Source organism: Micromonospora sp. NPDC049836, assembly GCF_044465125.1.
Classification (GTDB): Bacteria; Actinomycetota; Actinomycetes; order Mycobacteriales; family Micromonosporaceae; genus Micromonospora.
In genome coordinates, this window is sequence record NZ_JBITLH010000019.1 from 79,859 (window position 1) to 91,050 (window position 11,192).

Here is an 11,192-nt window from a genome sequence, read left to right on the forward strand (position 1 = left end):
CCCCAGGGTTGCATGCCGGCATGGGGTCCCCGACCCACCGACGGCGCAGCACACGGACCACCGCCCGCCAGCGGCACGGCATGCGGGCGATGATCCCCGGCGCGGCAGTGGGCGGGCCGGGAACCTGACGAAAGTCAGGTGCGGACGGCGCCGATCGGTGGCGGCGCGGCACCCCGCCCGCTGCCTACCGTCGGCGCATGATCACACTTCGTGGCTTGACGAAACGGTTCGGGACGGCGACCGCGGTCGACGGCCTGACCCTCGATATCCGACCCGGGCAGGTGACCGGCTTCCTCGGCCCCAACGGGGCCGGCAAGTCCACCACCATGCGGATGGTGCTGGGGTTGGACCGGCCCACCGCCGGCCAGGCCCTGGTCAACGGCCGCCCGTACCGGCAGTTGCGGCATCCGCTCTACGAGGTGGGCGCGCTGCTGGACGCCACCGGCATCCACCCGACCCGGCCGGCCCGGGCGCACCTGGTCGCGATGGCCCGGAGCAACGGCATCCCCGCGCGCCGGGTGGACGAGGTGCTGGACCTGGTCGGCCTGGACGAGCGGGCCGCCGGCAAGCCGGGCCGCGCGCTGTCGCTGGGCATGGGGCAGCGGCTCGGCATCGCCGGTGCGCTGCTCGGTGACCCGCCGGTGCTGCTGCTCGACGAGCCGGTCAACGGGCTCGACCCGGACGGGGTGCGCTGGATCCGCCGGTTCACCCGCGACCTGGCCGACGAGGGCCGCACCGTGCTGGTCTCCAGCCACCTGATGAGCGAGATGGAGCAGACCGCCGACCGGGTGGTGGTGCTCGGCCGGGGCCGGCTGATCGCCGACGCGCCGCTGGCCGAACTGCTCGCCGGCCGCCCCACCGGCACGGTCCGGGTACGCGGCCCGGAGCCGGCCGGCCTCGCCGCGCTCCGCGACCGGCTGACCGCCGAGGGCGCCAGCGTCGAGCTGGACGGCACCGGGCTCTCCGTCGCCGGCGCCACCGCCGCCCGGGTCGGTGACCTCGCCTACGAGCTGGGGGTGCGGGTGCACGAGCTGACCCCGGTGGCCGCCTCACTGGAAGAGGCGTTCCTGGAACTCACCGCCGACAGCGTCGAGTACGCCGCCGGCCCGACCGGAGGCGAGCCCCGATGACCGTCCTGCCCACCACCACCGCGACCCGGCCGGCGTCCCGGCCCGCCACCGCACCGGCCACCGGCCCGTTTGCCGGGGCGGTGGCCGCCGAGTGGACCAAGCTCCGGTCGGTCCGGTCCACCTGGTGGACCGTGCTGGCGGCGGCGCTCACCATGGCCGCCACCAGCGGCCAGCTCGCCATCTACGCGGTCAACGCCAACACCGACGACGACCCGACGGTGAACCCGGGGATCCTGCCGGTCGGCGACATCGTCACCGGTTCGCTGGAGCTGACCCAGTACGTCGTCCTCGCCCTCGGCCTCTTCGCGATCACCAGCGAGTACGCCACCGGCACCATCCGGACCACGCTGCGCTGCACCCCGTCGCGGACCCGGGTGCTGCTCGCCAAGGCCGTCGTGGTCGGCGGGCTGACCTTCCTGCTCGGGCTGCTGCTCGGCGGCATCGGCGCGGCGGTCGCCCGGCCGGTGCTCGGCGAGTGGGGGCGCGCCCCGCTGGGCGGCACCCTGGCCGACGTGGCCGCCTCGGCCGCGTACCTGGCGCTGGTGGGGGTGCTGGCGCTCGGCCTGGCGGCGGCGCTGCGCAGCCCGGTGCTCATCCTCACCGTGCTCCTCGCGCTGCTGATGATCGTGCCGCTCTCCCTGCAGGAGCCGGGGATCACGGTGCTCACCCGGATCGCCGACGCGTTCCCCGGGGTGGCCGGCGGCCACTTCCTGGCCGGGGACACCGACCCGTACCCGGCGGCGGTCGGGCTGCTGCTCCTGGCCGGCTGGACGGCCGGCGGGCTGGCGCTCGGCCGGTGGGCGCTGGCCCGCCGGGACGCCTGAGCGGCGGGCGGGGCTGGTCAGCCGCTCGGCGCGACCAGCCCCGCCTCGTACGCGAGGATCGCCGCCTGCACCCGGTTGCGCACGTCCAGCCGGGTGAAGATGCTGGTCAGATAGCTCTTCACGGTGCCCTCGACCAGGTGCAGCCGGCGGGCGATCTCGGCGTTGGACAGTCCCGCCCCGACCAGCGCCAGCACCTCCCGCTCCCGGTCGGTCAGCCCGGCGAGCCGGTCCCGGGCGTACGGCGCGCGGGCCAGCGGGCCGCCGCTCAGCTCGATCACCCGCCGGGCCACCCGCGGCGACAGGTACGCCCCGCCGCCGGCCACCGCGTGGATCCCGGCCAGCAGCTCGCGCGGGTCGCCCGACTTGAGCAGGAAGCCGCTCACCCCGTGGCCGAGCGCCCGGGCGATCAGGTCGTCCTCGCCGAAGGTGGTGAGCATGACCGTGGCGGTTTCCGGCACGAGCCGCCGGATCTCGGCCGCCGCGCTCAGCCCGTCCCAGCGGGGCATCCGGATGTCCAGCAGCGCCACCCGGGGCCGGTGGGCGCGGACCAGTTCCACGGCGGCCCGGCCGTCGCCGGCCTCACCGACCACCTCGATGGCGGGGTCGGCGGCCAGGATGGCGCGCACCCCCGCCCGGATCATCGCCTCGTCGTCGGCGAGCACCACCCGCAGGGGCTGTCCGTGGTCGTCGGTCACGGCGCGATCCGCTCCTTGCTGGCCAGCCGGCCGTCGGTGAAGCAGAGCCGCCAGGTCGGCTCCGCGAAGGGGAAGTTGCCGTCGGTGTAGTACTCGCAGCCCGCCGGGGCGTCGTCGGTCGGCGGGGCCGCCTGCCGCCGGGGCAGGTCGAGGCCGTCGCGGGGCTCGCCGAGGCGCAGCCGCTCGTACCCGGTCCGGTCGAGCACCGCGCCGGCCGTGGCCAGCGGGTAGTAGACCAGGGCGAGCACCGACGCGAGGATCGCCGGGGCGGCGAACGCGGCCAGCAGGCTGCGTCGGACCCGCCGCCGGGCGTCCCGAAGCCGCCGCGCCGCCTCGCCGGGGTGGTCGTCGACGACCGGGCCGCCCCCGGGACCGTCGTCGGGCTCCCCGGCCGGCCACTCGCCGGTCCCCGCCGCAGCCCCGGCCCCCGCCGCAGCCGCAGCCGCCGCCCCGGTCACGGCCCCCGCCCCCGCCGCGGCCCCGGCTCCGGCTCCGGTCGCGGCCCCGGCCAGCGGCAGGCGGGCGGAGACCGCGAAACCGCCGTCCTGGGGCCCCGCGTCGAACCGGCCGCCGGCCAGCCGGACCCGCTCGCGCAGGGCCAGCAGGCCGGAGCCGTGCGACGCCGGCCCCGGCAGCGGCCCGGTCGGCGGCGGACCGTTCAGCACGCGCACTGCCACCTCGCCGTCGGCCCGTTCGACGACGACGGTCACCGGGGCTCCGGGGGCGTACCGGGCGGCGTTGGTCAGCGCCTCCCGGACCACCCGGTGCACGGCGTGCACGGTCAACGGCGGCAGCTCCTGCTCGGGCGGGTCGCCCCGGAGGGTGACCGCCAGCCCGGCCTCGCGCGCCCCGTCGACCAGCTCCGCCACGGTCTCGCCGGCCGGGCGCAGGGAGCCCGGCCGCTCCTCGCGGAGCACGCCGATGATCTCGTGCAGCCGCTCGGTGGCCGCGGCCACGCTGGCCCGCAGCTCACCGGCCGCCGCCCGGTGCGCCGGTGCCAGGTCGGCGGCCAGCTCCAGCGCGGCGGCGCGCAGCGCGATCAGGCTCAGGTCGTGCCCCAGCGAATCGTGCATGTCCTCGGCGATCCGGGCCCGCTCGCGCAGCCGTACCCGGTCCACCGCGGCCTGCCGCTCCCGCTCCTCCACCTCGGCGTGCCGCCGCCCGGCGTCGGCGAGCGCCTGCTGCTGGCGGCGCAGCCGCCCGAGCAGCCACGGGAACACCCCGGCGAAGAGCAGCACCGTGGCCATCAGCAACCAGGTCGCCGGCCCGGTGCCGAGCAGCCCGAGGTTGAGCGCGGTCCCGGCCACCGCGATCAGCCCGAACACCACCGCCACCCGGCCGGTGCCGGCGCTGCGCCGCCCGGCCAGGTAGCTGAACACCGGGATGGCGAAGACGAAGTTGCCGTCGAGCAACGAGCCGGCCACCACCGCCACCAGCGCGACCAGGGGCAGCCGGCGGCCCAGCGCCACCGCCAGGCCGAGCAGCGCGAGCGAGGCGAGCAGCAGCGGCACCGCGTGCCGCGGCCATGGCGGGGTGAGGCCGGCGTACGCCACCGGGGTGGCGACCGCGGCCCAGAGCAGCAGGTCGCCGGCCCACCGCCGGCCGCTCGGACCGGTTCGTCGCTGGGGTTGCACGGCGGCCACGGTACCGGCGGTCGTCGGCACCGGACACCGACGAAAGTCAGGGCTCAGCCGGCGTCCTCGGCCCAGACCCGCCAGTCGTCGAGCACCCCGTACAGGGCGGGGGTGAGCCAGCCGGGGGCCGACCGGCGGAACACGCCCGGGTCCATCGAACCGGCGCCCATCGGCACCGCACCGAGCAGGTTCGGCACCAGCTCCGACAGGTTGAGCCAGTGCACCAGCTCCGGCTCGGCCGGCCAGGCACCGATGACCACCCCGGCCGGGACCGCCCGCCGCTCCAGGGCCTCCAGGGTGAGCGCGGTGTGGTTCAAGGTGCCGAGCCCGGCGCGGGCCACCACCACGGCTGGGGCACCCAGCGACACCGCCAGGTCGGCCACCGTCCAGGGCTCGCCCGAGGGCCGCAGCCCCATCGGTACGAGCAGCCCGCCGGCCCCCTCGACGAGCACCAGGTCGTGCTTGTCGGCCTCCGCCCGGATCTCGTCGACGGCCGTGTACAGCTCCAGCGGCTCCAGCTCGGCGACCCGGGCCGCGGCCAGCGGGGCGAGCGGGTCCGGATAGCTGGCCAGGGTCCGGCCGGTGAGCGGGGCGGCCAGCCGGGTCACCGCGTCGACGTCGCCGGGCTCGCCGGTGGCCGTACCGGTCTGGCCGGGTTTGACCACGGCGACCCGCAGCCCGGCGGCCTGCGCCGCGGCGGCGATCGCCGCGGTCACCACCGTCTTGCCGACCTCGGTGTCGGTGCCGGTCACCAGCACCGCCCCGGTCCACCCACCTGTCACGGCGCACACTCCACGATCACGTCCAGGGCCCGTTCGAAGTCCGCCCGGGCCACGCCGGCGCTGACCGTCAGGCGGAGCCGGGAACGGCTGTCCGGGGTGGAGGGCGGGCGGAAGCAGCCCACCGCTACCCCCCGGTCCCGGCAGTCCGCCGCCCAGGCGGTCGCCGCCTCCGGGCCGGGCGCGGTCACCGACACCACGGCGGCGTCCGGGGCGGAGACCGCCAGCCCGGCCGCGCCGAGCCGGCGGAGCGCCAGGGCGGCCCGCGCGGCCAGCTCGGCGCGCAGGTCGTCGCCGGCCCGGGCCAGCCGGACGGCGGCCAGCACCCCGGCCGCCACGGCGGGCGGCAGCGCGGTGTCGAAGATGAAGGTCCGGCCCGTCTCGACCAGGTGCCGGACGAACTCGGCCGGCGCGGCCACCACACCACCGGCCCCGCCGAGCGCCTTGGAGAGGGTGGCGGTGACCACCACGTCCGGCTCGCCGGCCAGGCCCGCCCCGGCCACCCCACCGGCCCCGCCCGGCCCGGTCACGCCGAGCGCGTGCGCGTCGTCGACCAGCAGCAGCGCCCCGTGCCGGCGCGCCACCGCGTGCAGCGCCGCCAGGGGGGCGAGGTCGCCGTCGACGGAGAAGATCGACTCGGTGACCACCACGGCCGGCCGGCCGGGCGCGGCGGCCAGGGCGGCGGCGACCGCGTCGACGTCGGCGTGCGGGGTCACCACGGTCTCGGCGCCGGAGATCCGGCAGCCGTCGATCAGCGAAGCGTGGTTGTGGGCGTCGGAGACCAGCAGGGTCCGCGGCTGCACCAGGCCCCGGACCGCGGCCAGGTTGGCCAGGTAGCCGGAGGAGAAGACCAGCGCCCGGTCGGTGCCGAGCCAGTCGGCGAGGGCCGCCTCCAGGGCGTGGTGCGCGTCCGTGGAGCCGCGCACCAGCCGCGAGCCGGTGGCCCCCAGGCCGTACGCCGCCAGCGCCTGCCCGGCGGCGGCGGTGACCTCGGGGTGGGTGGCCAGCCCGAGGTAGTCGTTGCCGGCCAGGTCGACCACGGCGTCGCCGGCGGCGCGCGGGCGCAGCGTGCGGGTCAGCCCGGCCTTCGCCCGCAGCTCGGCGCGGCGGCCCAGGGCCGCCAGCCAGTCCGCCACCGTCCCGCCCCTTCCCACGCGCACCCGGGCCCCGCCCGGGGCCTCCGCCGGGCGAAGTTACCACCCGCCCGGACCACCCCGGCGTGGCGCGGTACGGCTCGCCGGGCCTGCTCGCGGCGGCCCGACGCGGCCGTTTCCGGGCCTCCGGGCGGCCTTGTAGGGTACGAGCCATGCCAGAGATCCTCGACCAGGCCCGGACCCAGGTGCTGGAGAACGGCGTCGGCCTCGACGAGGCCGGGGTGCTCGCCGTGCTGAACCTGCCCGACGAGCACGTGCCCGCCGCCCTCCAGCTCGCCCACGAGGTGCGGATGCGCTGGTGCGGCCCGGAGGTCGAGGTCGAGGGCATCGTGTCGCTGAAGACCGGCGGCTGCCCGGAGGACTGCCACTTCTGCTCGCAGTCCGGCCTGTTCACCTCGCCGGTCCGCTCGGTCTGGCTGGACATCCCGGCGCTGGTCGAGGCCGCCAAGCAGACCGCGGCGACCGGGGCGACCGAGTTCTGCATCGTGGCCGCCGTACGCGGCCCGGACGCCCGGCTGATGAAGCAGCTGCGCGAGGGTGTGGCCGCCATCCGGGCCGAGGTCGACATCCAGGTCGCCGCGTCGCTGGGCATGCTCACCCAGGAGCAGGTCGACGAGCTGGTCGAGATGAGCGTGCACCGCTACAACCACAACCTGGAGACCTGCCGCTCCTACTTCCCCAACGTGGTCACCACCCATTCCTGGGAGGAGCGCTGGGAGACCCTCACGATGGTCCGCGCGTCCGGCATGGAGGTCTGCTGCGGCGGCATCCTCGGGCTGGGCGAGACGGTCGAGCAGCGGGCCGAGTTCGCCGCGCAGCTCGCCGCGCTGGACCCGCACGAGGTGCCGCTGAACTTCCTCAACCCGCGTCCGGGCACCCCGCTGGCCGACCGGCCGGTGGTCGAGGGCAAGGACGCGCTGCGGGCCATCGCCGCGTTCCGGCTGGCCATGCCGCGCACCATCCTGCGGTACGCGGGCGGCCGCGAGCTGACCCTCGGCGACCTGGGCACCCGGGACGGTCTGCTCGGCGGCATCAACGCGGTCATCGTGGGCAACTACCTGACCACCCTGGGCCGGCCGGCGACCGACGACCTGAAGCTGCTGGACGACCTGAAGATGCCGGTGAAGGCGCTGTCGGCGACCCTGTGAGGTGACGGTGACGGAGTGTGTCGAGCCCGGTGCGCCGGCCGCGACGGACGTCGGGGCCCGCTGGTGCGACCGGTGCGGCGAGGCGTCCACCACGGCTGGGCACGACGCCTGCGCGGCGGCCCGGGCGTGGGAGCCGCCGCGCTACTGCGCGCACTGCCGGCGGCGGATGAAGGTGCAGGTGCTGCCGTCCGGCTGGTCGGCGGTCTGCGTCGAGCACGGCGAGATCCGGGGCTGAGGCGTGCTGCGGGGGCGGGCGGTGACGCTGCGACCGGCCACGGACGCCGACGTGCCGGCCCTCGCGGCGATCCGGGCCACCCCGGAGGTACGCCGCTGGTGGCGCGGCGACGACGACCTGGCCGGGGCGGTCCGCGCCGACCTGGCCGACGGTGACCTGGCCGTCTACGCCATCGAGCACGACGGCCGGGTGGTCGGCGCGATCCAGTGGTACGCCGAGCCGGACCCGGACTACCGCCACGCCAGCCTGGACATCTTCCTCGACCCGGCGGTACGCGGCGCCGGCCTCGGCGGGGACGCGATCCGCACGCTGACCCGCCACCTGATCGACGAGTACGGCCACCACCGGTTCACCATCGACCCGGCGGCGGCGAACACCGCGGCGATCCGGGCGTACGCGAAGGTGGGTTTCCGCCCGGTGGGCATCCTGCGCCGCTACGAGCGGGGCGCCGACGGCCGCTGGCACGACGGCCTCCTGATGGACCTGCTCGCCGAGGACCTGGCCGACTGAGTCAGCCGGTGGCGATCCAGTAGCGGCGCAGCCGGCCCAGTTCGGTGTCCCGGACGTCCTCCAGCACCCCGCCGTGCCGCTCGATGGTCCGCGCCGAGGCAGTGTTCTCCTCGTCGCAGGTGACCAGGACCGGATCGATGCCGCGCCGGCCCGCCTCGGCCAGCGCCACGCCGAGCGCGAAGGTCGCCAGGCCCCGCCGCCGGGCCGAGGGCCGGACGCCGTAGCCGATGTGCCCGCCGGCCTCGCGCAGGAAGTCGTTGAGGCGCAGCCGCAGCGAGATCGCGCCGAGCACCTCGTCGTCCTCGACGATCCACCAGTACCGCGCCGGCACCATGCCCTCGGGCAGCCGCGACTCGTCCTCGCCGGCCCGCAGCCGGCCCACCCAGTCGGCGAAGCCCGCCGGCGAGTCCACCTCGTCGGTGGGGCGCAGCCCGGCGCCGTCCTGGTGGACGCCGTGCCCCCACTCGTCCCGGGCGGCCAGCCAGGACCGGTGCAGGCGGGTGGTCGGGGTGATCAGTTCCGGCATGCGGTGAGGCTAGCGGCGCGGGCCACGGCGCGGCCAGCCGATTGCGGGGGGTCCGCCGTCCCGGGCGGAGGGTCCGCCGTCCCGGGCGAGCCGGCCGCCGGAACGTCAGCCGTCCCAGATCAGGTGCCCGTCGGGGCGGCGGCGGGCCCCCTCGGCCGGCCGGTGCGGGCGGAGCCGGCCGTCCGGCATGAGGTGCGACACCGGCACCCCGCGGCCGAGCACGGCCACGTCGGCGATCAGCCGCCGGTGGCACCGCCACCAGACGCTCTCGCTGCACATCACCGCGGTGGTCCGCCGCGCGGCGTCGGCCAGCACCTCGTCCAGCGCCGCGTCGAAGTCGGCCGTGCGGGTGTACGCGGCGTACGCCCGGAAGGCCGCCACGGTCCACCAGGTGTCCGGTTCCGGCTGGCCGGCGCGGACGTGCCGGCGGCCGCCGAGGCGCGGCTCCCAGCGGTAGTCGATGCCCCGTTCGGGCAGCCACTGCGCCAGGGCCTCGCGCCGGACGTCCGGGTTGGTCCGGCTGGCCGGGTAGCGGCGCACGTCCACGACCAGGGTGACCCCCGCGCCGGCCAGCAGGTCCCCGAGCTGGTCCCGGTCGGCGGCGCCGTGCCCGACGGTCAGCAACTCGCGCTCCACCGGCCCAGCTTGCCCCGGGTCGCCGCCGGCCGCCGGCCAGCGGGGGCGCAACCCACCAAAGGACGTGCCCGGCACCTCGTGGTGCCGGGCACGCCCCGGTGCTCAGCGAACGGGTTCGGCCTGGGCCAAGCCGCGTCGCGCCAGCGCTAGCGCTGCAGGGTCAGCACACCCGGCCGCCACGGCAGCAGGTTGTAGTCGCCTCCCGCGCTGGGGTTCTTGCCCTGGTACAGGAACTGCAGGTTGCAGGCGTCGACGGTCTTGGTCTGGTCGGGGTTGGTCCGGACCAGGTCACCGTGGCTGATGTCGTTGGTCCACGTCGCGCCGCTGTTGGCCTTGCCGGCGAAGGGGTTGCTCTCGCTGGCGGCCTGCGGGGTCCACGAGCCGCTCAGGCTGTTGGACGTGAAGGAGCGGAAGTAGCGCCCCTGGCTCCCGATCGCCTCGACGATCATCAGGTACTGGTTCTGGCCCTGCACCTTGTAGACCTCGACCCCCTCGAACAGGTTGTTGGTCGAGTCGCTCATGATCGTCGTGTAGCTCGAGCCGAAGCTGCCCGGGAAGTTCCCGATCGGCATGCTCGACCGGTAGATCTTGCCGTTGTCCCCGGCGAAGAACAGGTACATGTTCTGGTCGTCGCCGATCAGGGTCTGGTCGATCACCCCGTACGGGGCGTCGGGGAGGCTGGCGGTGGAGAGCGTCTGCGCCGAGGACCAGCCGTTGGCGTTGGTCGGGTCGCTCGACGTCTTGTAGCTGAACGAGGTCGGTCCCCACTGGTACGCCAGCACCCAGATGTTCTTCGGGGCGAAGTACAGCAGCGTGGGTGCCACCGTGCCCTGGCTCATCCCGGTCTGGCTGGCCGAGGCCATGTCGGACCAGTTCGTGAAGAGCCCGAAGTTCATCGAGCCGTACGAGCCGCTGCTGTTGACGTTCGACGCGTAGACCAGGTGCTTGCCGTTGTAGACGACGTTGGTGAAGTCCTTGACGGAGACCCAGCCGTTCTGCGGGTTCGCCAGCGCGCCGGTCGACGACCACCGGTAGGTCGACGGGAGCGCGCAGCCGCCGGGCGGCGGCGAGGACGGCGGCGTGGAGGTCGGCGGCGTGGAGGTGGCGCCGCCGCTGAACTCGGTCCGCCACTGCTGGTTGGACTGCCCGTGGCAGTCGTACAGCTGGATCTGCTGGCCGTTGTTGGTGCCCCAGACGTCCAGGCAGCGCCCGGACTGCACGCCGCTGATGGTGCCGTTGGAGTTGACGTTCCACTGCTGGTTCGGCTGGCCGTTGCAGTCCCAGATGATGATCCCGGTGCCGTTCGCGGTGCCCGCACCGTTCGCGTCCAGGCACTTGCTGCCGTAGACCATCAGCTGCTTGCTGGCGGTGTACGTCCACTGCTGGTTGGACTGCCCGTGGCAGTCGTAGAGCTGGACCCGGGTGCCGTTGGTCTGCGTGGCGTTGGGCACGTCGATGCACCGGTTCGACTGCACCCCGATGATCCGGCCGGTGCCGTTGCCCGGCGTCGGGCCGGTGGTCGGCCCCGAGGTCGGGCTCGTGGTCGGGCCGGAGGTGGGGCCGGCGCTGTTGAGGACGTTGAGGACGGAGTTGTAGGCGGCCTTCTTGTTGCCGCCGCCGTCGAAGAGCAGCGGGCTCTCGTTGGAGCGCCAGGAGTCGCTGTCCCGGACGCCCCAGACGGTGATGCCGATGCAGCGGGGCACGTTGATGCAGGCCTGGGTGAGGCCGGCGTACTGGGTGGTGGAGGCGTTGGTGACGTCAGCCTCGGTGAGGGCGACGTCGACGCCGAGGGCGGCGAAGCTGGACAGGGTGGTCTGGAAGTTGCCGGGCAGGGAGCTGCCGCCGGTGAAGTGGGTCTGCAGGCCGACGCAGTCGATGGGTACGCCGCGGGACTTGAAGTCCTGGATCATGCGGTAGACGC

12 protein-coding genes are annotated in these 11,192 nt (G+C 75.5%); 5 read left to right on the plus strand and 7 right to left on the minus strand.

The features are described from left to right. Nucleotides 1–197: 197 nt before the first annotated feature. Complete coding sequence (locus ACIBPB_RS31520) at nt 198–1,130, plus strand: ATP-binding cassette domain-containing protein (protein WP_396842974.1); 933 nt, start codon at nt 198–200, stop codon at nt 1,128–1,130. After that, nucleotides 1,127–1,954: an ABC transporter permease gene (locus tag ACIBPB_RS31525; protein ID WP_396842975.1), complete on the plus strand. Its 828-nt coding sequence runs from the start codon at nt 1,127–1,129 to the stop codon at nt 1,952–1,954. The genes ACIBPB_RS31520 and ACIBPB_RS31525 overlap by 4 nt, the downstream gene beginning before the upstream one ends. A 17-nt stretch (nt 1,955–1,971) precedes the next feature. Here the strand turns inward: ACIBPB_RS31525 and ACIBPB_RS31530 are convergent, their stop codons facing one another. The 4 genes from ACIBPB_RS31530 to ACIBPB_RS31545 are packed head-to-tail and all read right to left on the minus strand — an operon-like array spanning nt 1,972 to nt 6,198. After that, entirely contained in the window at nt 1,972–2,649 is a 678-nt protein-coding gene (locus ACIBPB_RS31530; RefSeq protein ID WP_357329450.1) for a response regulator transcription factor, read from the minus strand. Next, nucleotides 2,646–4,283, minus strand: a complete 1,638-nt coding sequence (locus tag ACIBPB_RS31535) for a sensor histidine kinase (protein WP_396842976.1) — start codon at nt 4,281–4,283, stop codon at nt 2,646–2,648. Before ACIBPB_RS31535 ends, ACIBPB_RS31530 begins: the two co-directional genes overlap by 4 nt. A gap of 53 nt (nt 4,284–4,336) precedes the next feature. Next, nucleotides 4,337–5,041, minus strand: a complete 705-nt coding sequence (gene bioD, locus ACIBPB_RS31540) for a dethiobiotin synthase (protein ID WP_396842989.1) — start codon at nt 5,039–5,041, stop codon at nt 4,337–4,339. Between the two features lie 20 nt (nt 5,042–5,061). After that, nucleotides 5,062–6,198 (minus strand): 8-amino-7-oxononanoate synthase, encoded by a 1,137-nt coding sequence (locus tag ACIBPB_RS31545; RefSeq protein ID WP_396842977.1) that lies wholly within the window; start codon nt 6,196–6,198, stop codon nt 5,062–5,064. A 170-nt stretch (nt 6,199–6,368) separates the two neighbouring features. Here ACIBPB_RS31545 and bioB point away from each other — a divergent pair, with 170 nt between their 5' ends. The 3 genes from bioB to ACIBPB_RS31560 are packed head-to-tail and all read left to right on the plus strand — an operon-like array spanning nt 6,369 to nt 8,109. Further along, nucleotides 6,369–7,364 carry a biotin synthase BioB gene (gene bioB, locus ACIBPB_RS31550; RefSeq protein ID WP_396842978.1) on the plus strand — a complete coding sequence of 332 codons (996 nt, stop codon included), beginning with the start codon at nt 6,369–6,371 and terminating at the stop codon, nt 7,362–7,364. Between the two features lies 1 nt (nt 7,365). Further along, complete coding sequence (locus ACIBPB_RS31555) at nt 7,366–7,599, plus strand: hypothetical protein (protein WP_396842979.1); 234 nt, start codon at nt 7,366–7,368, stop codon at nt 7,597–7,599. A gap of 3 nt (nt 7,600–7,602) precedes the next feature. After that, nucleotides 7,603–8,109 (plus strand): GNAT family N-acetyltransferase, encoded by a 507-nt coding sequence (locus ACIBPB_RS31560; RefSeq protein ID WP_046562724.1) that lies wholly within the window; start codon nt 7,603–7,605, stop codon nt 8,107–8,109. Nucleotide 8,110: 1 nt separating this feature from the next. Here the strand turns inward: ACIBPB_RS31560 and ACIBPB_RS31565 are convergent, their stop codons facing one another. The 3 genes from ACIBPB_RS31565 to ACIBPB_RS31575 form a co-directional block, all read right to left on the minus strand. Further along, nucleotides 8,111–8,635: a GNAT family N-acetyltransferase gene (locus ACIBPB_RS31565; RefSeq protein WP_396842980.1), complete on the minus strand. Its 525-nt coding sequence runs from the start codon at nt 8,633–8,635 to the stop codon at nt 8,111–8,113. Nucleotides 8,636–8,740: 105 nt separating this feature from the next. Continuing rightward, nucleotides 8,741–9,271, minus strand: a complete 531-nt coding sequence (locus ACIBPB_RS31570) for a DUF488 family protein (protein WP_396842981.1) — start codon at nt 9,269–9,271, stop codon at nt 8,741–8,743. 146 nt (nt 9,272–9,417) lie between these two features. Further along, nucleotides 9,418–11,192 (minus strand): non-reducing end alpha-L-arabinofuranosidase family hydrolase (locus ACIBPB_RS31575; RefSeq protein WP_396842982.1); only part of this gene is annotated, 1,775 nt, incomplete at its 5' end.